This window comes from Vibrio maritimus, from assembly GCF_021441885.1.
GTDB classification, from domain to species: Bacteria; Pseudomonadota; Gammaproteobacteria; order Enterobacterales; family Vibrionaceae; genus Vibrio; species Vibrio maritimus_B.
In genome coordinates this window covers 364,695-387,567 of record NZ_CP090438.1, presented here as the reverse complement: position 1 = coordinate 387,567, position 22,873 = coordinate 364,695, and the positions used below count along the sequence as shown (strand labels likewise).

The window sequence follows — 22,873 nt, the reverse complement described above, 5'->3', positions numbered from 1 at the left end:
TGGATTGAACTTCGTGGATGCAGAATTATCAGAGCAGCTTCACTATCTTGCTTTAAAAACACTGTCTCGTTGTATTGAGCGTGCACGTCACTACTTTGAAAGAGACTTCCCCGTCCCAGCGCTCAACTACAAGCTGCGCGGAAAAGCCGCAGGTAAAGCGTATCTACAGACCTGGGAGGTCCGTTTAAACCCAGTGCTTTTTGTCGAGAACCAACAAGCGTTTATCGACGAAGTCATTCCCCATGAAGTCGCCCATTTAATTACCTTCGCGCTGTTCGGTCGCGTGCGCCCGCACGGCAAAGAGTGGCAGATGGTCATGAGCCAAGTATTTCATATTGCGCCAAACACCACACACTCACTCAATATCCAGTCGGTACAGGGGCGCACGTTTGAATACCGCTGCCAATGCGACACATTTTCTGTGACCATACGACGCCACAATAAGGTCCTGCGCCAGCAAGCCAACTACCGTTGTCGAAAGTGCGGCCAAACCATAGAGTACACAGGTAAACAACTGAGCTAACTATCGATAGCTAAGGTCTTTTTTGCGAGTTACACTAGGTTATCTCAACCTTTTTTAGACCTTACTATGATGCGCCGCTTTCTCATTTCTATCGCCCTATTGGCTATCACCGTTCCAATCACAGCAGTTGGTGCACCACCTAGTAGCTTTAGTAAAGCGAAGAAAGAAGCGGTAAAGATCTATGCCGACCATCCTGTGAGCTTCTATTGCGGCTGTGATATTCAATGGAACGGTAAGAAAGGCGTACCAGACCTTTCTGCGTGCGGTTACCAGGTTCGTAAACAAGAAAAGCGCGCAAGTCGTATTGAATGGGAACACGTGGTGCCTGCCTGGCAGTTTGGCCACCAGCGTCAATGTTGGCAAGATGGTGGGCGCAAGAACTGCACACGCAACGACAAACAGTTCAAACTGATGGAAGCCGATCTACACAACCTCACTCCAGCCATCGGCGAGGTCAATGGTGATCGCTCCAACTACAACTTTTCACAGTGGAATGGGGTCGATGGTGTCAGCTATGGTCAATGCGAAATGCAAGTAAACTTCAAGCAGCGCAAAGTGATGCCGCCTGAACGCGCGCGAGGGTCTATTGCTCGCACTTACCTTTACATGAGTCAAGAGTACGGGTTTAGGCTATCTAAACAGCAAGCTAAGCTAATGAAAGCTTGGAACAAAAGCTACCCAGTTGATAATTGGGAGTGCACTCGAAACGAGCGTATCCGCCGCATTCAGGGCAACGATAATCCTTTTGTCGCCGAAGCGTGTAAAAATCAGGGTTAATTCCTTAGCCAAGCCCTTGTAATTTCGAGGGCTGGCATCCATCTTATACCTCAATACTGTTTGTTCTTTGGAAATTGTTATGCGTATACCTCGTATCTATCACCCTGAAACGATTCAATCTTTAGGCACTCTCGCCCTAAGTGATGATGCCGCAGGGCACATTGGCCGAGTATTGCGTATGAAAGAGGGTCAAGAGGTTCTGCTATTCGACGGTAGTGGCCACGAATTTCCTGCGACGATTACCAGCGTAGGGAAGAAAAACGTCGACGTGGATATTCAAGAGAAAGTCGAGTCGAGCATCGAATCACCACTCGATTTGCATCTCGGACAAGTTATTTCTCGAGGCGATAAGATGGAGTTCACCATCCAAAAGTCCGTTGAGTTAGGTGTGAACACGATTACGCCTCTCATCTCAGAACGATGCGGTGTGAAACTCGATGCCAAGCGTTTTGAGAAAAAGCTGCAACAGTGGCAAAAGATAGCGATTAGCGCTTGTGAGCAGTGTGGACGCAATACCATCCCTGTGATCCGCCCAATCATGTCGCTAGAGGAGTGGTGTGCAGAGCCATCTGAGGCGCTCAAACTCAACCTTCATCCAAGAGCAAAATACTCAATTAATACCTTGCCAGAGCCCGTGAATAAGGTTCGTCTTCTTATCGGTCCAGAAGGTGGCTTGTCTGCGCAAGAAATTGAAATGACAGAACAATATCAATTCGAAGAAACCCTGCTTGGTCCTCGTGTACTTAGAACTGAGACGGCGGCACTGACCGCTATTACGGCACTTCAAGTACGCTTTGGCGATTTAGGTTAACGGGAGAAAAATAATGCTCAAACTCGGTATCGTGATGGACCCTATCTCGTCCATCAACATCAAAAAAGATTCAAGCTTTGCAATGATGCTGGAAGCACAGCGTCGTGGTTATGAAATCCACTATATGGAGATGAATGACCTACACCTAGATCAAGGTACAGCGGTTGCCGATACAAAAGTCGTGACGCTTAAAGAAGACCCTAACGGCTGGTACGAATTTACTTCTGAGCAAACCATTGAGCTGTCTGAGCTAGATGCCGTATTGATGCGTAAAGACCCTCCATTCGATACAGAATACATCTACGCGACCTACATTTTGGAGCGCGCAGAAGAGAAAGGCACGCTAATCGTTAACAAGCCGCAAAGCCTTCGTGACTGCAACGAGAAACTCTTCACAGCATGGTTCCCTGAGCTAACGCCAACGACTATCGTAACGCGCAAAGCAGAGAAGATTAAAGAGTTCCGCGATCAGCATGGTGATGTCATCCTTAAACCACTTGATGGTATGGGCGGCGCTTCTATCTTCCGTGTTAAGCAAGACGATCCGAACGTATCGGTGATCATCGAAACCCTGACTAACCATGGTCAAAACTACGCCATGGCGCAGACGTTTGTTCCTGATATCAGCAACGGTGACAAACGTATTCTCGTGGTGGATGGAGAACCAATGCCTTACTGCCTAGCGCGTATCCCAGCTAAAGGGGAAACTCGTGGCAACCTTGCGGCCGGTGGCCGTGGTGAAGCTCGTCCCTTAAGTGAGACAGACAAGCAAATTGCCGAGGCGGTAGCTCCCACTTTGAAAGAGAAGGGTTTAATATTTGTAGGTCTGGATGTCATCGGTGACAAACTTACTGAGATCAACGTGACCAGCCCAACGTGCATTCGTGAAATTGAAGCCGCCTTTGACATCTCTATTACTGGCAAACTAATGGACGCTATCGAGCGCCGTTTAGGCAAGTAGCCAACTGTAGAAGTCTATTGGGAGAGGCGATCATGAACTTAGCCAACCACTTTCTCGTGGCAATGCCGGGGATGAAGGATCCGTATTTCCAACGCAGCGTCATTTATGTGTGTGAGCACAATGAAGATGGTGCGATGGGGATCATGATCAGCACTCCAATCGATGTCACTGTCGCAAACATGCTTAAGCAAGTGCAAACTGAGCTTCCTATCGCCTCGCAAACAACACACAGCAAAAGCCTTGATGAGCCCGTTTTGAACGGCGGGCCCGTTTCCGAAGATCGCGGCTTTATCCTCCATAACCCTAAAGATCAGTACCAATCCAGTATCCAGATCACCGACACGGTATCTGTTACCACGTCTAAGGATATTCTGGCCGTACTCGGCACTGACGCTCAGCCGGATAACTATATCGTCGCATTAGGTTATTCTGGCTGGAGTGCAGGGCAACTGGAAACCGAGTTAGCTGAGAACTCTTGGCTCACCATAGAGGCCGACCCAAGCGTGATCTTTGATACCCCGGTTGAAGAGCGTTGGAGTAGCGCTGTCGGTATGTTAGGGTTCGATATCGCTCAGCTTTCAACTGATGTTGGTCACGCATAGACTGCGTCCTAAGCTGCCCGGTTAGCATCTTCACAAAACGCATTGTCTTCACAAACAGAGAAATTATGACATCCAGAACCATCGTTGCTTTCGATTTCGGAACCAAGAGTATTGGTAGTGCTATAGGCCAAGAGGTCACTGGCACAGCAAGCCCACTAAAAGCTTTCAAAGCCAAAGACGGCATTCCAAACTGGGATGATATCGAAGCCATGCTAAAAGAGTGGCAACCTGACCTCATCGTCGTGGGTCTACCCACCGACGTGCGAGGCAAAGCACTTGATGAAATCACCGCTCGCGCCAAGAAGTTTGCCAACCGTGTACATGGTCGGTTCGGCTTTCAAGTGGAAATGCACGATGAAAGACTGTCTACCGCCGAAGCTCGCTCGGAGCTGTTTGAGATGGGTGGTTACAAAGCCTTATCAAAAGGCAATGTCGACTGCCAGTCAGCGGTGGTGATCTTAGAGAGCTGGTTTGAGGCGCAGTGGGCTTAAAGCGGCTTTAAAAACAAAAAAGGATGGCAAAATGCCATCCTTTTTAATGTCCGCTAGCCGCGCTCCTGCACAGGTAGGGATAGACTCAAAGCGTGCGACCTAATTCAATTAGTCTACTTTCAGCTCTTGCAACATAGACTCAGGCAATGCAAGCTCATCGTTCTTATTCACTTGAATACCCGCTTCAATGATCTTCTCTGCGATCGCTTTCGCTTCATCCAGTGAGTGCATCGCTGCAGTACCACATTGATACTCGTTAAGCTCAGGGATCTTGTTCTGGCTCTCGACTTTCAGTACATCTTGCATTGCATTTAGCCAAGCGTCAGCAACTTGCTGCTCAGATGGGGTACCAATCAAGCTCATGTAAAAACCAGTACGACAACCCATTGGAGAGATATCGATGATCTCAACCTGATCACCATTTAGATGTGCACGCATGAAGCCCGCATATAGGTGCTCTAGTGTGTGAATGCCGCGCTCAGACAAGATGTCTTTGTTTGGGATCGTAAAACGTAGGTCGAAAACAGTAATCGTGTCGCCTTTAGGGGTTTGCATTGTTTTCGCAACGCGTACCGCTGGAGCGTGCATCTTAGTGTGGTCTACCGTAAAGCTATCCAGTAGTGGCATGATATTTTCTCCTTGGTTTACTCACGGTTTCAACCTTGGGTTAAAACCGTGAGAACTATGTCTTTTAAAACACTGTCTGTAAGAGCTATATCTTTAAGAACAGTGTCTTCAAGAACAATCTCTTTAGCGTGATTGTAAGTGGCACAGTATTGCTGCGCAAGCTTAGTTAGCGACCTGAGCTTGCTCTGGTGATAGGTAAGCAAAGTAATCAGACAAGAAATCGTCGAAGTTAACGGTATCCGCCGATTCAATGCTCATTTGAGCTGAAACCGAACGAGTGACCTCATCTTCCATTACTTGAGTCGAATATGCTTTATATTCGTGAGAAAGGTTCTTCTGACGGTACTCTTTACCCAGTTCACAGCCCACTTTCCCAAGTCCACCTAGCTCTTTGGTTTTCGCCAATAGCTGGCCTGAGATAGAAAGTTCAGGATTTTCGTTCCACGCTTCTAGCTTGTCACATACTGCAGCGTACTCGTTACCACCGTGTGCTGAATCCATATGCTTGGCAATCTCACGAAGATCAGCAAAGACGCGTTTTACCCAAGACTGACTATCGAGAACTTCACCGTGACAGCCGATTTGTAGCTGAAGACCCACTTGGCGACCATCAACAATGACCTTGTTCCAGTTCTCACGCCAGCACTCTAGCTCACAATTGTCCATCGGCTCAGAGTCTTTGAGCGCGCACCAAGTTAGGAACAAGTCGAGGAAGCGAATCTGCTCCGCGGTAATCCCAATTGGGCTAAACGGGTTCACGTCTAAAGAGCGGACCTCGATGTATTCAACACCGCCGCGAGATAGTGCTTCTGACGGTTTTTCACCGCTTCTTGCGACACGCTTTGGTCTGATTGGCGCGTAAAGCTCATTCTCTATCTGCAGCACATAGTCATTCAACTGACGGTACTCACCATCTACTTTAACGCCAATTTTGGCGAAGTCTTGTGATGGGGTATGAATCGCTTGGTTAAGACCTTCTAGGTATTGCTCTAATCCATTAAAACCAATCTTCAATGCACTCTGAGCGCTGTTGGTATAACCAAGGTCACTTAGCCTTAACGACGTCGCCTTTGGTAGATATAAAGTCCCACCCACTTTTTCAAACGGAAGCTTCGTCTCTTTGCCTTGTAAGAAAGAGGAGCAGATAGCTGGTGATGCACCAAAGAAGTAAGGAATCAACCAACCAAAGCGGTAGTAGTTGCGGATCAACCCAAAGTAAGCTTCTGACTTGGCATCTTGACGAGTTTTCTCGTCTTGATCGCCAAATAATGCATCCCAAAATGATTCAGGAAAAGAGAAGTTAAAGTGCACGCCAGAGATAATCTGCATCAAGCTACCATAGCGGTGCTTAAGTCCCTGGCGGTATAGCGTCTTCATGCGACCTGAATTTGAGCTGCCGTACTGCGCTAAGGCAATGTCATCTTCTGAGCCAACATAGCAAGGCATAGACAAAGGCCAAAGCTTCTCGTCACCGAGCTTGGTTTGCGTGAAATGATGAATATCGGACAACTGATTGATCAGCGTATCAACATCACGTGACACCGGGGTAATAAACTCCAATAACGACTCTGAAAAGTCCGTCGTGATGTATTCATTAGTGAAGGCTGAGCCTAACGCCTTAGGGTGAGGTGTTGTCGCTAATCGACCATCGTCGGTGTAACGTAGCGATTCCCGTTCTACACCGCGTCCAAACTGACGGAAAACGGTCTCATCTTTAGCAACTTGATCCAGTCGCTTAGCAAAATTAGTCACAATGCGATTCGCTTATAGTTTGTTATTCCAATTGAAGGGTGGATGCACCGACAGACAGCAAACCTTGTTCTCCGTCAGATCACCCATCCTCCCTATATGGTCATGCTATTGAGAGATTTCAAGCTCTGTAATTGGAATATTCAATTTCTCTAGTTGTGGTTTTAAACGCTTGGCATCACCGACCACTATCAGCTGATATTGGCTCGGGTCAAACCACTTCGCTGCCAACGTATTGAGGGTCTCTTTTTCGACTGTGGCGACAATCTCATTACGCTGCTTAAGGTAATCCTTATCCAAACTATAGGTTAAAATCGACGAAAGCAGGCTGGCTTTTTGACTCGGTGTTTCATAAGTCAAGGCGTCTTGTTGCCCCACTGCGAGGCGCATGAAAGAGAGCTCCTCGTCCGTCATGCCATTTTCACTGTAGTTTTTCAGCTCAGCAATCATCTCTTCGAGAGAAGCAAGGGTTGCATCGGCTCTAACCTGAGCACTAAACACAATCGCGCCAACTTCACGGTTGCTAGCAAAATAACCGCTGGCACCGTAGGTATAGCCTTTGTCCTCTCTGAGGTTCTGATTGATGCGACTGTTGAAGTTACCTGCCAGGTTAAAGTTTGCTAGACGACTTAGGTAAAGCTCGCCCGTTGCATCAAACGGTAGGCCTTGACGCACCATACGTACAATACTTTGTGGTGCAGATGGTTTATCGACAAGATAAATTCGCTGCTCACCTTGAGATGGAATGATCTCTGGTGCGATAAGCGGTGCAGCTTGCCCTTGCCATAGCGACCAGAACGCTAATTGATCGGTGATCTTCTTCTCTGAGATATCGCCAACCACGACGATTTGGGTTCCTTGCGGCGTGTAGTGATCGCGATAGAAGGCTTTCACATCCTCTAGAGTGATAGACGATATGGACTCGGCACTGCCGTCTGATGAGCGACCAAAGACTGAGTCACCATAGAGCACATCACGGGTAGCTTGCGATGCCATCCAGCTTGGTTTTTGATGCTGATACACCAAGCCTTCTAACGTTTGTGCTTTGAGACGGTCGAAGTCTTCCTGTTTCATCGCAGGATTGAACAAGATGTCCTCAAGCAAGGTTAAGGTTTGTGGTAGGTTACGCTCTAATGCGGATACAGAAACTCGTGTCGTGTACGCGCCTTCACTGAATCCAATTCGACTCCCCAAGCTATCGAGTTCTGCTTGAAGCTGCTCAACCGTACGTGTTGTTGTGCCCTCTTCCATCATGGCAGCAGTAAGGCCAGCAAGCCCTTCTTTGCCCTTAGGAACATAGCGACTGCCCGCTGGCATCTGGAAGTGGATCTCAACCGTTGGCGTTTCACTGGTCTCAGTGCCCAATAACTCACTGCCATTGTCGAAGTGAACTTGGTACAGCTCAGGCATTTTCGCCGCAACCCCTTCCGCCACCTGAGGCATAACACTACGATCAAAGTCATCAACCGGACGGCGCAGCTCAAGATCAGCCTCGGTTACCTTTTTATATTCAGGCAGAGTGCGTGCTGGCGTCACGAACGTTGCTGGTTTCACCGCAATGTCGGTTCGCCCTCTTGGTACAACACTCAAGGTGACTTTATGTTTGTCTTCAATGAAGGTCTTGTAAGCAGCACTTACCTCTTCCGATGTCACCGAGCGAATCTGCTCCAGTTTTTGCTCGATGCGATCTGGCTGACCATAGAAGGTTTCATTCGCAGCAAGTTGCGTCACCTTGCCTTTCACGCTTTGCAGTGCGAATACGGCACCGGCTTCTGAAAGCCCTGTGATTTGCTTGAGTCGCTCGTCACTGATGCCTTGTTTATCAAACTCATCCAGCGTCGCTAACAAGTCATTGTAAAGAGACTTCAAGCCATCTTTGTCTGTAGAGGCGCCCATGGCATACACATAGAAATTACACGCGAGTTCATTACAGTCACTAAACGCACCAGCATCGAGGGCTTTCTGCGTTTTGATTAGCTTCTGATACAGCAAACCGTTGGTACCACCACCGATAGCATCCGCCATCGCATCGAGAACCACTTGATCTTCTGCCCCGCGGTAACTCGTCGTTGGCCAGCCAATCACCACCATAGGTTGGCGGATGCGATCCTCGAGCGTGATGTAGCGATCTTCCGGCAGTACTGCCGGCTGTTTTGGTGCTTTTTCTACACTCGGACCTTTAGGTATCGAGCCAAAGTACTTGTGAATCCACTCGAGTGTTTGCGCTTTATCGATATCACCACCGATAGTGAGCACGGCATTGTTTGGACCATACCAGCGTAAGAAGAAGGCTTTTAGATCGTTGACATCGACACGGTCGAGATCTTCTACATAGCCAATTGGCTGCCAAGAGTATGGGTGGCCTTCAGGGAACATCGCCTCCCCCATACGCTCCCAGATCAGACCGTAAGGGCGGTTATCAAAGTTTTGGGCGCGTTCATTTTTGACGGTATCACGCTGAATCTCAAACTTACGCTGCGAGACAGCGCCAAGCAAAAAGCCCATACGGTCCGCTTCCAGCCACAACATTTTCTCAAGCTGATTGGACGGAACCGTCTCGAAATAATTGGTTCGATCTCGAGTCGTCGTACCGTTTAAGGTACCGCCAGCCTCCGTGATGATCTTAAAATGCTGTTGATCGCCAACATGCTCTGAGCCCTGGAACATCATGTGTTCGAAAAAGTGAGCAAACCCAGACTTGCCGATTTCCTCACGTGCAGAGCCGACATGGTAGGTCACATCGACGTGCACAAGAGGATCTGAATCGTCAGGCGCTAAAATGACGGTCAAACCATTATCCAGCTTGTACTTGGAGTATGGGATCATCACCCGGTCGGGATCGGCTTTCATCTCCTCAACAAGGGTGATACCCGGAGGGAGTGCGCTATCGCTTTGGGTCGAAAAGTCACTATTGCTACAACCGTAAACAAAGACCACCGACAGTAAGCCGAGCCAGATCTTTCTCATAAGAGCTCCTTAAAAGATCGAGAAAACTAGAATAGACCGTAGAACAAGGCCGTAAGCACCATATAGCGCAGAGCCTTACCTATAGCGATCAAAACAACACAAGGCAGAAATTTCATTCTTAGCCACCCTGCCGCTAAACAGAGAGGGTCGCCAATGACGGGTAGCCAGCTAAATAACAAGCTCCAATACCCATATTTTTGTAGCCAAGCCATGGCTTTATGACCATGCTTCTCGTTTTGAGTTCGATTTGGTAACCAAATCCCTATCCAATAATTAGTGAGACCACCTAAGGTGTTACCTATCGTGGCGACGATAATAACCCATACGGGCGAATACTGTTGCAGGCTCAATGTAGCAATAAGACCTGCTTCAGAGCCGCCCGGGAGAAGTGTTGCACTTAAAAATCCAGAGATAAAAAGAACAGCGAGAGCGGAGTCGGCGAACCAAGACTCCGCAAGGAATTGAGAAAACGTTTCTAGCATTGCATATTAAGAAGTACTTTACCGCGCGTGCGGCTGGTTTCTACCTGCTGATGAGCAGCCACCACTTGTTGATAAGGGTAGACTTGTTGGATCTCCGTTTTCAGCAACCCAACGCCCACCATATAAAGTAAGGTTTCCATCTGTTTAGTATCTGGCGATACCAACATACCACTTGCTTCAAAGCCAAGAAGCTTGGCTTTTTCACACACTAGCTCTGCGGTTATCGTAGGGATCGTCACGACTCGCGCATTATCTTTCAAACATTTCAGCGCATCTAAAGCCGTATCACCACCAACAAGATCGATAAGCACATCGACGTCACTTACACGCTCGGATGCCGGTGCAAACTCATAGTTAATGGCATGCGCGCCCAAGGTGGCCAAATAATCAAGATTACGCTCACTGCACGTGGTATACACTTCTGCTTTTGCTGCGACAGCGATTTGAACGGCGATATGACCGACACCACCTGCACCCGCTAAAATCAACACTCGTTCCCCTTCTTGAACTTGTGCTTTATTGATTGCTTGTGCCGCGGTTTGACCTGCCAGCGGCAACGCTGCGGCCGCTTCAAGTGTGACGGAATTAGGAATCGGAGTTAACTCTGACTCAGGAACACATACGTACTGGCTGTAGCCACCACCTCGAACAGGGAAACCGATAAAGCCAACGACTTCTTGCCCTATTTCGAACTCATTAGCACCCTCGCCCAATCCTTCAATCGAACCGGCGATGTCATAGCCGGGAACCCAAGGAAGATTGTCTTTGTTCTCTGCAGCCGCCCAACCAAGACCTGCACGAGTTTTCACATCAATCGGATTGATTCCAGAGTAGGCAACCTTTACCAGAACTTCTCCTGCCTGAGGCTGTGGAACCTCAATCTCTTGAAACGCCAATACCTCTGCTGAACCAAATTCTGGAATCACGATCTGTTTACACTTCATTGCAGCTTCCTCTTCCTAATCAAGACTTCATAGTAACGATTTCCATAGTTGAGTCTAGATTAACTTTTCATCACTCAATAGCAAGTATGTAACAAATTCAATCACTTTAGCTGTGCGTTTGATTCCGGTAAGTCGCCTGAGACACTGAGCTAGTAACGCAAAAAGGGAAGCTCGCGCTTCCCTTTTGTTTATCAAATGCAGTTGTTGGTGCTAGCCAACCAGAGCTAACAAGATACCCGCAGCTACGGCGGAGCCCAATACGCCTGCGACGTTTGGTCCCATTGCATGCATCAGCAGGAAGTTTTGCGGATTAGCCTGCAAACCTACTTTGTTTACTACACGCGCCGCCATTGGTACAGCAGAAACCCCTGCAGCACCAATAAGAGGGTTGATGTCTTCTTTTGAGTACTTATTGAGGAGCTTCGCCATCAATACACCCGCGCCAGTACCGATACTGAACGCCACAGCACCAAGAGCTAGGATGCCCAAGGTCTCGAAGTTCAGGAACTGCTCAGCTTGAAGCTTAGAACCCACTCCTAGACCCAAGAAGATGGTGACGATGTTGATCAGCTCATTTTGCGCCGTCTTCGATAGTCGATCGACAACACCCGCTTCACGCATCAAGTTACCAAGACAGAACATACCAACCAGAGGCGTTGCTGATGGCAAGAACAAAATCGTCATCAATAGCACGGCAAGAGGGAACAGAACCTTCTCGCCTTTGCTAACGTGGCGCAGCTGAGCCATCTTGATGGTACGCTCTTCAGGCGTGGTAAGTGCCTTCATGATTGGCGGCTGAATAATAGGTACCAATGCCATGTAGCTGTAGGCTGCTACCGCGATTGCCCCAAGTAAATCAGGAGACAGTCGGCTCGCTAAGAAAATCGCGGTTGGACCGTCGGCACCACCGATAATAGCGATTGATGCCGCATCCTGCATGGAAAACTCCATACCAGGTACGTAGTTCAGCAAGATCGCGCCAAATAAGGTCGCAAAGATACCAAACTGTGCCGCTGCGCCTAACCATAGCGTTTTCGGGTTAGCAATAAGGGCACCAAAGTCCGTCATCGCACCCACGCCCATAAAGATGAGCAGCGGGAATACACCTGATTCAATACCGATATAGTAGACGTAGTACAGCAGACCACCCGGCTCAGTAAAGCCCGCATTAGGGATATTGGCCAACACTGCACCAAAACCGATTGGCAATAGAAGCAGCGGCTCAAACCCTTTGCGAATCGCCAAGTACAACAAGATGCATCCGACCAAGATCATGCAGATCTGGCCGAATTCAAAGTTAGCGATCCCTGTTTCTGACCATAAGGTCATCAATCCTTCCATGGTGCTCCCTTACGCTAAGCTAACAAGAGGCGCGCCAACAACAACGGCATCGCCTTCTTTAACGTGTACATCTTGAACCACGCCGCTTTGCGCTGCGCGAACTTCCGTTTCCATCTTCATCGCTTCGAGGATCAATAGGACATCGCCTTCTTGAACTTGCGCACCAGAAGCGACATTAACCTTAAAGATGTTGCCCGCTAGCGGCGCAGATACCGCCTCAACATTGGTTGCTGCTGGAGATGGCGCTGGTGCAGCGGCTGCAGGAGCAATTGCTGGCGTTACTGACGTCAGTTCACCTTTTGGTCCTACTTCAACATCATAAACCTGACCATCAACCTTCACGCTATATGCTTCGATACCTTGAGCAGACGTTACTGGCGCTGCTACAGGCGCAGCAGGCTTCGCATCTTCTTTACCTGGCGCTGGTTCAAATGCATCTGGGTTGTGACGATTTTTTAGGAACTTAAGACCAACTTGTGGGAAAAGTGCGTAAGTAAGAACATCATCCACAGTGTCTTCTGCTAGAGAAATGCCCTCTGCTTTCGCTTTCTGTAACAAGTCATCAGTCAGCGTATGTAGCTCAGCTTCGAGTAGATCGGCTGGGCGACAGGTAATCGCTTCACCACCTTCAAGCACTTTTGCTTGAAGCTCAGCGTTGACTTCCGCTGGCGCTTTACCGTATTCGCCTTTAAGAACACCGGCAGTCTCTTTAGTGATGCTCTTATAGCGCTCACCAGTCAGTACGTTGATAACCGCCTGAGTACCGACGATCTGTGAGGTTGGCGTTACCAGAGGAATAAAGCCAAGATCTTCACGAACGCGTGGGATCTCTTCTAGAACCTCATCGATGCGATCCGCGGCACCTTGCTCTTTTAGCTGACCTTCCATATTGGTCAGCATGCCACCAGGTACCTGAGCAATTAGGATGCGAGAATCCACACCTTTCAACTGACCTTCCCACTTCGCATACTTCTTGCGAACTTCGCGGAAATAAGCAGCGATAGGTTCGATCTGCTCGAGTTTTAGGTTGGTGTCGCGCTCAGTACCTTGTAGCATCGCGACAACAGTTTCTGTTGGCGTGTGACCATAGGTTTGGCTCATCGACGAGATTGCAGTATCTAGAATATCGACCCCAGCTTCTACCGCTTTCACTGCTGTCGCAGTAGACAGACCCGTTGTCGCGTGGCAGTGCAGCGCAAGCGGCACTTCACAAGATGCTTTGATGCGAGAAATCAGCTCTTCTGCCTCGTAAGGCTTTAGCAGACCCGACATATCTTTAATACATAGAGAGTGACAGCCTAAGTCTTCAAGACGCTTAGCAAGATCGACCCAAGTATCGGTGTTGTGAACTGGGCTTGTCGTATAAGACAGCGTGCCCTGAGCATGTGCGCCGACATCAACAGCTGCTTTCACTGCTTTTTCAAAGTTACGAACATCGTTCATCGCATCAAAGATACGGAACACATCCATACCATTGGCGTGTGCACGCTCAACAAACTTTTCAACAACGTCATCTGCATAGTGGCGATAACCCAGTAGGTTTTGACCACGAAGTAGCATTTGCATAGGTGTGTTCGGCATGGCCTTTTTTAGCTCGCGCAAACGCTCCCATGGATCTTCACCCAAGAATCGAATACAGGCATCAAAGGTCGCTCCCCCCCACGTTTCTAGGGACCAGTAGCCAACCTTATCAAGCTCGGCTGCGATCGGTAACATATCTTCAATACGCATGCGCGTAGCAAACAAAGATTGGTGGGCGTCACGAAGTACCACGTCCGTGATAGCAAGTGGTTTAGACATGCTCATAAACTCCTTTTTAAGCTTTTTTAACTCAATCTATTTAGCGGCCGAAGTGCGGTATTGATGGACAGCGGCAGAAATTGCTGCCACCACATTCGGGCTAACACCATTTGAGGGGGATGGTTGGGTTTTATTCTGAGTAGGAACTGCGATCGGTTCTGGTACTTCTTCTGGTACCAATTTTGACATTAACCGAACGAGATAAACGAGGATTGTTAGGAATACAAATACCACGGCCATACCCGTTAGCATGAGGGTGGCTGCATCTCCTAGCAGGCTTCCAATATTAGTCATGTTGCTTCCTTTCTTTGTCATCCTGACAAGTTACTCAATCGTTTTTGTGGCGTCACTGCTCACTGATTGACTCACAATGGCCTTGCATCGATCCATTGCAAGAGGTCTAGGATTATCTCGATTGGTGAAAGTTTGTCAATTTTGTTTAATCTTACGCCGTCATTAAAACGTCATTCGAATGAAAAACTATGATGCACACGACAATTTATGGTGTATTTAGGCTTACACAGAACTTCATACTATGACCTCACATGAGATCTCAACATAAACAAACTAAAGTTGAAAAACTGGGACACGCTTAAAATTACCGCAATTTTTCGTTTAAAAACATTGCGTTGTAATAATAAGGTTATTGATATGATAAATTTTTGTTAATAAAAAACCCCGCCGAAGCGAGGTTCCAAAAGAATGGCGCGCTCGGAAGGATTCGAACCTTCGACCGCCTGGTTCGTAGCCAGGTACTCTATCCAGCTGAGCTACGAGCGCGCAACAAATTTTTGCATTGTCATTCGACGCTGCAGGGCAATACCCTAGGTCTCTGTAAAGAAAGAAAATGGCGCGCTCGGAAGGATTCGAACCTTCGACCGCCTGGTTCGTAGCCAGGTACTCTATCCAGCTGAGCTACGAGCGCGCAACAGTTTTCGCATTGTCATTCGACGCTGCAGGGCATTACCCTTTTCTCTACAAAGTAGAATGAATGGCGCGCTCGGAAGGATTCGAACCTTCGACCGCCTGGTTCGTAGCCAGGTACTCTATCCAGCTGAGCTACGAGCGCGCAACAAATTTTCGTGTTGTCAGTTAACGATGCAGGGCTTCCCCTGTCTCTTTCAAAAAGAACGCTCTTTCAAAGAGAATGGCGCGCTCGGAAGGATTCGAACCTTCGACCGCCTGGTTCGTAGCCAGGTACTCTATCCAGCTGAGCTACGAGCGCGCAATAAGTTTTCGCATTGTCATTTGACGTTACAGGGCATTACCCTTTTTTCTCTATAAGAGAAAGTCCTTTCCCAAAGGGCATCCTCTACAAAAAGAGAGAATGGCGCGCTCGGAAGGATTCGAACCTTCGACCGCCTGGTTCGTAGCCAGGTACTCTATCCAGCTGAGCTACGAGCGCGCAAGGTTGTGAAGCATATCACATTTAATTTCTTTTTGAACAAAAAAATTGACTGAAACAGTCAATAAATGGCGGTGAGGGAGGGATTCGAACCCTCGATACGGCTACAAACCGTATACTCCCTTAGCAGGGGAGCGCCTTCAGCCTCTCGGCCACCTCACCACATGTATTTCGCTCCGAAGAGAGAAATGGCGCGCTCGGAAGGATTCGAACCTTCGACCGCCTGGTTCGTAGCCAGGTACTCTATCCAGCTGAGCTACGAGCGCGCAATATGTTCAATAAGAACAGTGTCATACAACACAATGCAAGAATGGCGGTGAGGGAGGGATTCGAACCCTCGATACGGCTACAAACCGTATACTCCCTTAGCAGGGGAGCGCCTTCAGCCTCTCGGCCACCTCACCGTCTTGCGGAGGCACATATTACGATTTACCAAAAATAAGTCAAACATTTTCTTGGTAAAAATAGGAAAAAACAGACTAAGCGTTGGCAAATTAACCAAACCACCATTTAATCGTAGCTTTCCTAAGCAAAATTCACCGTGGTGCCTCTGTTTTATGGCAAATTTTACGCAACAAAAAGGCCGGCAAATTGCCAGCCCTCTCTAGTTAGGATTAGTAGTTGCCTGATGCAACGTTACCGTTTCCTTTCTCCGCTTGAATGCGCATGTAGATCTCTTCACGATGCACTGACACTTCTTTTGGAGCATTAACACCAATGCGAACTTGGTTGCCTTTAACACCCAATACAGTAACAGTGACTTCATCACCAATCATCAACGTTTCACCAACACGGCGAGTCAAAATCAGCATTCTTAGCTCCTTGAGTATTCTCTAATTATCTTGCTACGAAACTTATTATCCAACAAAAGTTATATTTTCGTAAACTATCTTCTGAAAAGTATTTACCCCAAATGTACCTGTTTTTCTTCTCTCTCAACGGATCCACTGGCGATAATGTAGTTATCATGCAGTACGTTAGCCGCTTTGTCGATAGCCCCTGGCTCGAGAACGAGTGTAATTGAGTGCGTATCTTCACAAAAGTGTAGAACAGATATGTCTGATAAGTTGAGAAGTTGTTGATATTGTGACGCTTGCTCTGCGGCATTTGACCCCACAAGTGTCAGAAGTGAGACGTCCTGCTCGGCAACTATCTTGTCTTCTATGACTAATTTTAGCTTGTCACGACAATCTGTTTTCACCAATAAGTGACTGTAGGTCGAATCTGTCACCCAGTGACTTTCTTCCACTCCCAACATCTGCTTTTGCTTATCAACAACATCGACATGTTCTTCACGGATAAGTAGTGACACCACCTGTTTCTGCATTGCTAGACCACAGATCCCAGGCTTCGCCTCTTTACCCGCCACTAGTGTCCCCTCTCCTGCATCAAAGCTAGAAAGTACACGCAGCGGTACATGATTTTGCCATGCATAAGCCACACAAGGGAGATGGAGCACTTTGGCGCCTTTGTGGGCCATTTCGTGCATAGTTGGGAAATCGATGGTATCGAGTTTCTGCGCGTTTTTGACGACTCTAGGGTCGCAGCTGTAAACGCCATCGACATCGGTAAATATTTGGCACTCTTGTGCGTTTAAGGCACCCGCTAGGGTGACTGCTGTCGTATCAGAGCCACCTCGTCCCAATGTCGTTATGTCGCCGACTTCATTTATGCCCTGGAATCCAGCGACAATCACAATTTTGTCCTGCGCTAAATGTTCATCGATGACACTGGTATCAATATGGCTAATCGTGGCATTGTTGTGACTATTGTTGGTCATAATTCGTGCCTGGCCACCGGTCAGAGATATCGCCGCATGTCCAAGTTTGCTCAACGTCATCGACAGCAGTGCCATAGAAATCTGTTCACCTGCAGAGAGCAATACATCCAACTCTCTGACGTTTGGCACTTTGTCTACTTGTTTGGCAAGTTCAACCAAACGGTTGGTCTCACCTGACATCGCTGAGACAACGACAACCACTTGATTGCCAGTTTGTTTAGCTCGAATTACATGCTCTGCAACGCTATGGATACGCTCAACAGAGCCAACAGAAGTTCCACCGAACTTTTGCACGATTAGTGGTCTTTTCACCAGTCTTCACCTTCCCAAGACAACATAGTGTTGTCGAATTTTGAAATTACGATCTTGAGTGACCGCTCCCTGTATTAGGCGACGCCATGTGCCTCGCCTATTAAATAGATGTGCAGTTCTGCACTGTGCAATTGATTCACTGAATAGGTAGTGACCAAAAGCAACAATGCCCAATCAACAAACATTGATTGGGCATTTAGAGGTTCTTACTTAAGAGTTATAGACGCTCTTCAAGCCAACCACGGATAGACTGCAGTGCTTCTGGCAGTGCATCGACATCGCTGCCGCCTGCTTGCGCCATATCTGGGCGACCACCACCTTTACCACCAACTTGCTCAGCCACCATCTTAACAAGGTCGCCTGCTTTGACTTTACCAGTTAGGTCTTTAGTCACACCTGCGATCAAACCAATCTTGCCATCTGCAACATTGGCAATGAACGCGATACCGCTGCCCATTTGGTTCTTAGCGTTATCCATCATAGTACGTAGGTTCTTGCTATCCGCACCTTCAAGCGCGGCAACCAGTACCTTAGTACCATTGATCTCTTCTACTTTACCCATGATGTTGGCGCTTTCTACCGCTGCTAGCTTGTCTTTAAGCTGAGCAATCTCTTTTTCAAGAGATTTCGCTTTGCTTGCCGCATCGCCAAGTTTCGCTTCGTACTGCGCCGCTGTCGCTTCAATCGCATCCAGAGCTGCTTCACCAGTTACCGCTTCAATACGACGGATACCCGCAGCGATACCACCTTCAGAAGTGATCTTGAATAGACCAATGTCACCCGTGTTGCTTGCGTGGATACCACCACAAAGCTCAGTTGAGAACTCACCCATTGAAAGCACGCGAACTTCATCGTCGTACTTCTCACCAAACAGAGCCATCGCGCCTTTTGCTTTCGCTGACTCAATGTCCATGACATTGGTTTCGATCACGTGGTTAGTACGAATCTGTGCGTTCACAAGACGCTCAACTTGTTTGATTTCCGCTTTAGTCATCGCTTCAAGATGAGAGAAGTCAAAACGTAGGTTGTCAGGCTTCACTAGGGAGCCTTTCTGCGTTACGTGCTCACCTAGAACTTGACGCAATGCAGCGTGTAGCAAGTGCGTAGCTGAGTGGTTTAGCGAGATAGCCGCGCGGCGCTCTGCATCGACAGTCGCTGCCACTTCATCGCCCTTAGCAAGTACGCCTTCAACCAGCTCACCATGGTGTGCGATCGCGTTACCTAGCTTTTGAGTGTCTTCTACTTTGAAAAGACCCGCCGATGTTTTCAGCACGCCAGCATCACCACATTGACCACCAGACTCTGCGTAGAACGGTGTCTCTTCAAGAACCACAATCGCTTTGTCGCCAGCAGACAGTGCTTCCACTTCATTGCCTTCAACAAACATGGCTGCTACTGTGCTGCTGCCTTCTGTGCCTGTGTAACCACAGAACTCAGTATCGGTATCAACTTTGATCGCGGCATTGTAGTCAGTACCGAACTGGCCAGCTTCACGCGCACGTTGACGCTGAGCTTCCATCGCCTTCTCAAAACCTTCTTCATCGATAGCAAACTCGCGCTCACGAGCCACATCGTTAGTCAGGTCTGCTGGGAAGCCGTAGGTATCGTAAAGTTTGAATACGGTTTCGCCGTCTAGCACTTTCTCGTCGCCAAGATTATCAAGCGCTTCAGTCAGGATTGTCATACCACGTTCAAGAGTACGACCGAAGTTCTCTTCTTCGATACGCAGTACTTTTTCTACAACGGCTTGTTGCTTCTTAAGCTCTTCACCTGCCGTACCCATTACTGATGCTAGGGTACCAACTAGCTTGTAGAAGAAGGCACCTTGTGCACCTAGCTTGTTACCGTGACGTACTGCACGACGGATAATACGACGAAGCACGTAGCCACGACCTTCGTTTGATGGCATTACGCCGTCAACGATTAGGAATGAACAAGAACGAATGTGGTCTGCAATAACGCGCAGTGATTGGTTCGAAAGGTCTTCGTAGCCGATCACTTCTGCTGCTGCTTTGATTAGCGTTTGGAATACATCGATCTCGTAGTTTGAGTGAACGCCTTGCATGATTGCAGAGATACGCTCGATGCCCATACCTGTATCTACCGATGGTTTTGGTAGCGGCTCCATAGTACCGTCGGCGTGACGGTTGAACTGCATGAATACGTTGTTCCAGATCTCGATGAAACGGTCACCGTCTTCTTCTGGAGTACCAGGACGACCACCCCAGATATGCTCACCGTGATCATAGAAAATTTCTGTACATGGACCACAAGGACCAGTGTCACCCATTTGCCAGAAGTTGTCTGACTCGTAAGCTTTACCGCCTTCTTTATCACCGATACGAACGATGCGGTCTGCAGGAACGCCCACTTGCTTGTTCCAAATCTCGAATGCTTCGTCGTCAGTTTCATAAACTGTCACCAGCAGGCGATCTTTTGGCAACTTTAGCGTCTCTGTTAGGAATTCCCAAGCAAAGCTGATGGCATCTTCTTTGAAGTAATCACCGAAGCTGAAGTTACCCAGCATCTCAAAGAAAGTGTGGTGACGAGCAGTGAAGCCAACGTTCTCAAGGTCGTTGTGCTTACCACCAGCGCGAACACAACGCTGGGCCGTAGTGGCACGAGTGTAGTTACGCTTTTCTAGGCCAAGGAAACAGTCTTTAAACTGGTTCATACCGGCGTTTGTGAAAAGCAGAGTTGGGTCATCGTGTGGAACCAACGATGAACTGTCTACGATTTGGTGCCCTTTGCTCTCAAAGAACTTAAGGAACGCGTTGCGAACCTCGTCTGTGCTCATGTACATGCAGCTCTTCCTGAAATAATTCGAGTTAGATTTTGGGGGCATATTGTAACCCCATGAGTAAGGATTCGCCTAGTATTCTGGTAAAAAAGGCAACAAACGGAAGGAATTTAAACTTTATTCAAGTCAGGACAAGTATTTGCGGGCAGTGGCGGGCAGGTGTTATTCACTTTCTAGTGAATCTAGTGCGTAGTTTATTTGGTCAAAAGAGTAGCCTCGATACTGTAGAAATCGCACTTGCTTGGCATATTCTTTAGGATCGCTGGCTTTTCCGTGGCGAAACTTTTTCTCAGCCGTGGTTTTCGCCAGCTCAAACCAATCGACTTCTTCTTCCATCAAGGCTTCATTCACTACCGACTCTGAGACGCGCTTTTGATTCAGCTCTTGACGAATTCGACGTTCCCCATGCCCCTTGTAGACATGCTGTCTTACCTGGCTTTTGGCAAAGCGCAGATCATCAAGATATCGATATGACTTACACAGCTCTATCGCGGCTTCAACCTCGGATTCCTCATAGCCTTTGAAGGCAAGCTTTTGGTACAACTCATACTCGCCATGATCTCGGCGACTTAACAGTTGGATCGCAGCTTCATTAGCGGACAGGGTCGGTGGCTTTCGTTGATACATAGAGACTAATAATTTGATAGCAAAACAGATACAACAAAGCCCCGCAGTGCAGGGCTTTGTTTAATTCAATTGAAGATTTATAGCTCTTCTGCCGGCGCTTCGCCAGTTTCTGCTTCTTCAACAATCGCAGGTGTTAGCAGTAGCTCACGTAGTTTGCTATCAATCGCTTGTGCCGCTTCTGGGTTTTCACGCAGGAACTTACATGCGTTTGCTTTACCTTGACCAATCTTATCGCCATTGTAGCTGTACCAAGCACCTGCTTTCTCAACCAGTTTGTGCTTAACACCTAGGTCAACTAGCTCACCGTAACGGTTGAAGCCCTGACCGTATAGGATCTGAGTTTCTGCTTGTTTGAATGGTGCAGCAATCTTGTTCTTAACGACTTTAATGCGAGTCTCGTTACCCACCACCTCGTCGCCCTCTTTGATAGAGCCAGTACGGCGGATATCAAGACGAACTGATGCGTAGAACTTAAGTGCGTTACCACCGGTGGTCGTTTCTGGGTTGCCGAACATCACACCAATCTTCATACGGATTTGGTTGATGAAGATACACATACAGTTAGACTGCTTTAGGTTACCAGTTAGCTTACGCATAGCTTGAGAAAGCATACGAGCCTGCAGACCCATGTGGCTGTCACCCATTTCGCCTTCGATTTCCGCTTTTGGTGTTAGTGCAGCAACCGAGTCGACAACCATCACGTCAATCGCACCAGAGCGCGCAAGAGCGTCACAGATTTCAAGCGCTTGCTCACCAGTATCTGGCTGAGACACCAATAGCGCATCAATATCAACACCTAGCTTCTTCGCGTAGACAGGGTCTAGGGCGTGCTCAGCATCAATGAACGCACAGGTTTTGCCTGCTTTTTGAGCAGCAGCAATACACTCAAGGGTAAGTGTTGTTTTACCTGATGATTCTGGACCGTAGATCTCTACGATACGACCCATAGGCAGACCACCTGCACCTAGTGCGATATCTAGAGAAAGTGAACCCGTTGAAATGGTTTCTACGTCCATGGTACGGTTGTCACCAAGGCGCATGATTGAGCCTTTACCAAATTGTTTTTCAATCTGACCTAATGCAGCGGCTAACGCCTTCTGTTTATTCTCGTCCATTACTTTCTCCACAACTATCCTTTACGGATATACGCTTTAGGCAACTTACGTGCTTGAGCTGTTTTAATCAGGTAAGCGATGCGTTCAATTCATCGCAAGATGTATTTTATTATACTGTTGATTCATACAGTGTCTATACCTGTATGAAGATTTTTTTGTGACCTCAGTGTGACTTCACCAAGACTCTTTATATTTCAATAGGCTTAGCTAAACGGCTCATCTTCAAGAACATGGGTGTGTAACGTTCTTAGTGCATGCTCTACTGCCTGTAAACGAACACTCGCTCGGTCTCCCGTTAGCAAACAGGTTTCTACCTTCTGCCAGCCCTGAGAAGATGCCCATGCAAAACATACGGTTCCGACTGGCTTCTCTTCACTGCCTCCACCGGGTCCAGCGATACCACTGATTGCGACACTTAGGGTTCCGTTTGAATGAGCTAGTGCTCCTTGCGCCATTTCAATCACCACAGGTTCGCTCACAGCGCCATGCTTCCCAAGCGTTTCTGACTTCACACCAATCATTTCCATCTTGGCATCGTTGCTGTAGGTGACGAACGCTCGGTCAAACCACGCAGAGCTGCCTGCGATATCGGTAATCGCGGTTGCCACGCCCCCACCAGTGCAGGATTCAGCGGTCACTAAAACCTGATCTCTCTGTTGCAGTAATTGACCTAGGTTGGCACTTAACTCAGATATGTTTTGCATTTGACACAACTCCTAGTCCTTCGTGTGGGACTTAATTGGGTTTAATACCTGCGCT

20 protein-coding genes and 8 tRNA genes are annotated in these 22,873 nt (G+C 48.0%); 6 read left to right on the top strand and 22 right to left on the bottom strand.

Features of this window, described 5'->3' with window-relative positions:
• Positions 1–13 precede the first annotated feature (13 nt).
• The 6 genes from LY387_RS01820 to ruvX all read left to right on the top strand — a co-directional run bounded on the left by LY387_RS01820 (position 14) and on the right by ruvX (position 4,165).
• The gene (locus LY387_RS01820; RefSeq protein ID WP_234495119.1) at positions 14–523 is read left to right on the top strand and encodes a SprT family zinc-dependent metalloprotease; all 510 of its coding nucleotides are present in this window, start codon (positions 14–16) and stop codon (positions 521–523) included.
• Positions 524–592: 69 nt separating this feature from the next.
• Positions 593–1,300, top strand: coding sequence for an endonuclease (locus tag LY387_RS01815; RefSeq protein WP_234496036.1), 708 nt, complete (start codon positions 593–595; stop codon positions 1,298–1,300).
• A gap of 79 nt (positions 1,301–1,379) precedes the next feature.
• Positions 1,380–2,111, top strand: coding sequence for a 16S rRNA (uracil(1498)-N(3))-methyltransferase (gene rsmE, locus LY387_RS01810; protein ID WP_128649346.1), 732 nt, complete (start codon positions 1,380–1,382; stop codon positions 2,109–2,111).
• A 13-nt stretch (positions 2,112–2,124) separates the two neighbouring features.
• Complete coding sequence (gshB, locus tag LY387_RS01805; RefSeq protein ID WP_234495118.1) at positions 2,125–3,072, top strand: glutathione synthase; 948 nt, start codon at positions 2,125–2,127, stop codon at positions 3,070–3,072.
• Between the two features lie 32 nt (positions 3,073–3,104).
• A complete protein-coding gene (locus LY387_RS01800; RefSeq protein WP_128649352.1) occupies positions 3,105–3,674 on the top strand; it encodes a YqgE/AlgH family protein in 570 nt (189 codons plus the stop codon).
• A gap of 65 nt (positions 3,675–3,739) precedes the next feature.
• On the top strand, positions 3,740–4,165 hold the full coding sequence (gene ruvX, locus LY387_RS01795; protein ID WP_234495117.1) for a Holliday junction resolvase RuvX: 426 nt from the start codon (positions 3,740–3,742) through the stop codon (positions 4,163–4,165).
• Positions 4,166–4,273: 108 nt separating this feature from the next.
• On the opposite strand, the gene luxS is transcribed toward ruvX, so the two are convergent.
• The 22 genes from luxS to pncC all read right to left on the bottom strand — a co-directional run bounded on the left by luxS (position 4,274) and on the right by pncC (position 22,818).
• On the bottom strand, positions 4,274–4,792 hold the full coding sequence (luxS, locus tag LY387_RS01790) for an S-ribosylhomocysteine lyase (protein ID WP_042473253.1): 519 nt from the start codon (positions 4,790–4,792) through the stop codon (positions 4,274–4,276).
• Positions 4,793–4,954: 162 nt separating this feature from the next.
• Entirely contained in the window at positions 4,955–6,544 is a 1,590-nt protein-coding gene (gshA, locus tag LY387_RS01785) for a glutamate--cysteine ligase (RefSeq protein WP_234495116.1), read from the bottom strand.
• 105 nt (positions 6,545–6,649) lie between these two features.
• On the bottom strand, positions 6,650–9,508 hold the full coding sequence (locus LY387_RS01780; protein ID WP_234495115.1) for a M16 family metallopeptidase: 2,859 nt from the start codon (positions 9,506–9,508) through the stop codon (positions 6,650–6,652).
• Between the two features lie 26 nt (positions 9,509–9,534).
• Positions 9,535–9,990: a YqaA family protein gene (locus tag LY387_RS01775; RefSeq protein WP_128649347.1), complete on the bottom strand. Its 456-nt coding sequence runs from the start codon at positions 9,988–9,990 to the stop codon at positions 9,535–9,537.
• Positions 9,984–10,934: an NADP-dependent oxidoreductase gene (locus LY387_RS01770; protein WP_128649348.1), complete on the bottom strand. Its 951-nt coding sequence runs from the start codon at positions 10,932–10,934 to the stop codon at positions 9,984–9,986. Before LY387_RS01770 ends, LY387_RS01775 begins: the two co-directional genes overlap by 7 nt.
• A 210-nt stretch (positions 10,935–11,144) precedes the next feature.
• A complete protein-coding gene (locus LY387_RS01765) occupies positions 11,145–12,275 on the bottom strand; it encodes a sodium ion-translocating decarboxylase subunit beta (protein WP_234495114.1) in 1,131 nt (376 codons plus the stop codon).
• A 9-nt stretch (positions 12,276–12,284) separates the two neighbouring features.
• Positions 12,285–14,075, bottom strand: a complete 1,791-nt coding sequence (oadA, locus tag LY387_RS01760; protein WP_234495113.1) for a sodium-extruding oxaloacetate decarboxylase subunit alpha — start codon at positions 14,073–14,075, stop codon at positions 12,285–12,287.
• A gap of 36 nt (positions 14,076–14,111) precedes the next feature.
• Positions 14,112–14,369, bottom strand: a complete 258-nt coding sequence (locus LY387_RS01755) for an oxaloacetate decarboxylase subunit gamma (protein WP_042473248.1) — start codon at positions 14,367–14,369, stop codon at positions 14,112–14,114.
• A 409-nt stretch (positions 14,370–14,778) separates the two neighbouring features.
• Positions 14,779–14,855: transfer RNA gene (locus LY387_RS01750), tRNA-Arg, on the bottom strand.
• 68 nt (positions 14,856–14,923) lie between these two features.
• A tRNA-Arg gene (locus LY387_RS01745) sits at positions 14,924–15,000 on the bottom strand.
• 67 nt (positions 15,001–15,067) lie between these two features.
• Positions 15,068–15,144, bottom strand: a tRNA-Arg gene (locus LY387_RS01740).
• Between the two features lie 79 nt (positions 15,145–15,223).
• Positions 15,224–15,300 (bottom strand) — tRNA-Arg (locus tag LY387_RS01735).
• A 103-nt stretch (positions 15,301–15,403) separates the two neighbouring features.
• Positions 15,404–15,480, bottom strand: a tRNA-Arg gene (locus LY387_RS01730).
• A 69-nt stretch (positions 15,481–15,549) separates the two neighbouring features.
• A tRNA-Ser gene (locus LY387_RS01725) sits at positions 15,550–15,642 on the bottom strand.
• 27 nt (positions 15,643–15,669) lie between these two features.
• Positions 15,670–15,746 (bottom strand) — tRNA-Arg (locus LY387_RS01720).
• Between the two features lie 45 nt (positions 15,747–15,791).
• A tRNA-Ser gene (locus LY387_RS01715) sits at positions 15,792–15,884 on the bottom strand.
• Positions 15,885–16,094: 210 nt separating this feature from the next.
• Positions 16,095–16,292 carry a carbon storage regulator CsrA gene (gene csrA, locus LY387_RS01710; RefSeq protein WP_004415691.1) on the bottom strand — a complete coding sequence of 66 codons (198 nt, stop codon included), beginning with the start codon at positions 16,290–16,292 and terminating at the stop codon, positions 16,095–16,097.
• Positions 16,293–16,384: 92 nt separating this feature from the next.
• Entirely contained in the window at positions 16,385–17,572 is a 1,188-nt protein-coding gene (locus LY387_RS01705) for an aspartate kinase (protein ID WP_234495112.1), read from the bottom strand.
• A gap of 217 nt (positions 17,573–17,789) precedes the next feature.
• A complete protein-coding gene (alaS, locus tag LY387_RS01700; RefSeq protein WP_234495111.1) occupies positions 17,790–20,375 on the bottom strand; it encodes an alanine--tRNA ligase in 2,586 nt (861 codons plus the stop codon).
• Positions 20,376–20,534: 159 nt separating this feature from the next.
• Entirely contained in the window at positions 20,535–20,999 is a 465-nt protein-coding gene (gene recX / locus LY387_RS01695) for a recombination regulator RecX (RefSeq protein ID WP_234495110.1), read from the bottom strand.
• Between the two features lie 77 nt (positions 21,000–21,076).
• Positions 21,077–22,114, bottom strand: coding sequence for a recombinase RecA (recA, locus tag LY387_RS01690; RefSeq protein ID WP_042473235.1), 1,038 nt, complete (start codon positions 22,112–22,114; stop codon positions 21,077–21,079).
• A gap of 203 nt (positions 22,115–22,317) precedes the next feature.
• On the bottom strand, positions 22,318–22,818 hold the full coding sequence (pncC, locus tag LY387_RS01685; RefSeq protein ID WP_234495109.1) for a nicotinamide-nucleotide amidase: 501 nt from the start codon (positions 22,816–22,818) through the stop codon (positions 22,318–22,320).
• Positions 22,819–22,873: the final 55 nt, after the last annotated feature.

What these genes read in the sequence shown, in the direction of transcription:
- LY387_RS01815 (WP_234496036.1), top strand. Translation starts at nt 593, where the DNA reads ATGCGCCGCTTTCTCATTTCTATCGCCCTATTGGCTATCACCGTTCCA.
- rsmE (WP_128649346.1), top strand. Translation starts at nt 1,380, where the DNA reads ATGCGTATACCTCGTATCTATCACCCTGAAACGATTCAATCTTTAGGC.
- gshB (WP_234495118.1), top strand. Translation starts at nt 2,125, where the DNA reads ATGCTCAAACTCGGTATCGTGATGGACCCTATCTCGTCCATCAACATC.
- LY387_RS01800 (WP_128649352.1), top strand. Translation starts at nt 3,105, where the DNA reads ATGAACTTAGCCAACCACTTTCTCGTGGCAATGCCGGGGATGAAGGAT.
- ruvX (WP_234495117.1), top strand. Translation starts at nt 3,740, where the DNA reads ATGACATCCAGAACCATCGTTGCTTTCGATTTCGGAACCAAGAGTATT.
- luxS (WP_042473253.1), bottom strand. Translation starts at nt 4,792, where the DNA reads ATGCCACTACTGGATAGCTTTACGGTAGACCACACTAAGATGCACGCT.
- LY387_RS01780 (WP_234495115.1), bottom strand. Translation starts at nt 9,508, where the DNA reads ATGAGAAAGATCTGGCTCGGCTTACTGTCGGTGGTCTTTGTTTACGGT.
- LY387_RS01775 (WP_128649347.1), bottom strand. Translation starts at nt 9,990, where the DNA reads ATGCTAGAAACGTTTTCTCAATTCCTTGCGGAGTCTTGGTTCGCCGAC.
- LY387_RS01770 (WP_128649348.1), bottom strand. Translation starts at nt 10,934, where the DNA reads ATGAAGTGTAAACAGATCGTGATTCCAGAATTTGGTTCAGCAGAGGTA.
- LY387_RS01765 (WP_234495114.1), bottom strand. Translation starts at nt 12,275, where the DNA reads ATGGAAGGATTGATGACCTTATGGTCAGAAACAGGGATCGCTAACTTT.
- oadA (WP_234495113.1), bottom strand. Translation starts at nt 14,075, where the DNA reads ATGTCTAAACCACTTGCTATCACGGACGTGGTACTTCGTGACGCCCAC.
- LY387_RS01755 (WP_042473248.1), bottom strand. Translation starts at nt 14,369, where the DNA reads ATGACTAATATTGGAAGCCTGCTAGGAGATGCAGCCACCCTCATGCTA.
- csrA (WP_004415691.1), bottom strand. Translation starts at nt 16,292, where the DNA reads ATGCTGATTTTGACTCGCCGTGTTGGTGAAACGTTGATGATTGGTGAT.
- alaS (WP_234495111.1), bottom strand. Translation starts at nt 20,375, where the DNA reads ATGTACATGAGCACAGACGAGGTTCGCAACGCGTTCCTTAAGTTCTTT.
- recX (WP_234495110.1), bottom strand. Translation starts at nt 20,999, where the DNA reads ATGTATCAACGAAAGCCACCGACCCTGTCCGCTAATGAAGCTGCGATC.
- recA (WP_042473235.1), bottom strand. Translation starts at nt 22,114, where the DNA reads ATGGACGAGAATAAACAGAAGGCGTTAGCCGCTGCATTAGGTCAGATT.
- pncC (WP_234495109.1), bottom strand. Translation starts at nt 22,818, where the DNA reads ATGCAAAACATATCTGAGTTAAGTGCCAACCTAGGTCAATTACTGCAA.